Source organism: Mesorhizobium sp. Arg314, assembly GCF_053714275.1.
The window spans coordinates 1-345 of record NZ_JBSKBP010000294.1 but is presented as its reverse complement, the minus strand read 5'-3'; the positions used below and the strand labels follow the sequence as shown (position 1 = coordinate 345).

Annotated in this window: 1 protein-coding gene; it reads left to right on the top strand. The window is 67.2% G+C overall.

The genetic code is table 11. The features are described 5' to 3' along the window. On the top strand, positions 1 to 345 hold a 345-nt coding region (locus tag ACWGS9_RS35560; protein WP_454509528.1), incomplete at both ends, for a 7-cyano-7-deazaguanine synthase.

Here is a 345-nt window from a genome sequence, read left to right as displayed (position 1 = left end):
CCTCACCCGCCTCCTGTCGTTTGACTACGGCCAGCGCCATAAGAAGGAGCTGGACTTCGCGCGCAGCTGCGCCATGCGCCTCGGCGTGCCACACGACGTCGTCGATATCGCCGCGGTCGGGGGCCTCCTGACCGGATCGGCGCTGACCAGCGGCGGCCCGGTCCCCGAGGGGCACTATGCGGAAGACAGCATGCGCGTCACCGTCGTACCCAATCGCAACGCAATCATGCTGGCAGTGGCCTTTGGCGTCGCCGCGGCGGAACAGGCCGATGCCGTGGCGGCAGCGGTCCATGGTGGGGATCATTTCATCTACCCGGACTGCCGCCCGGCTTTTGTCGAAGCCTT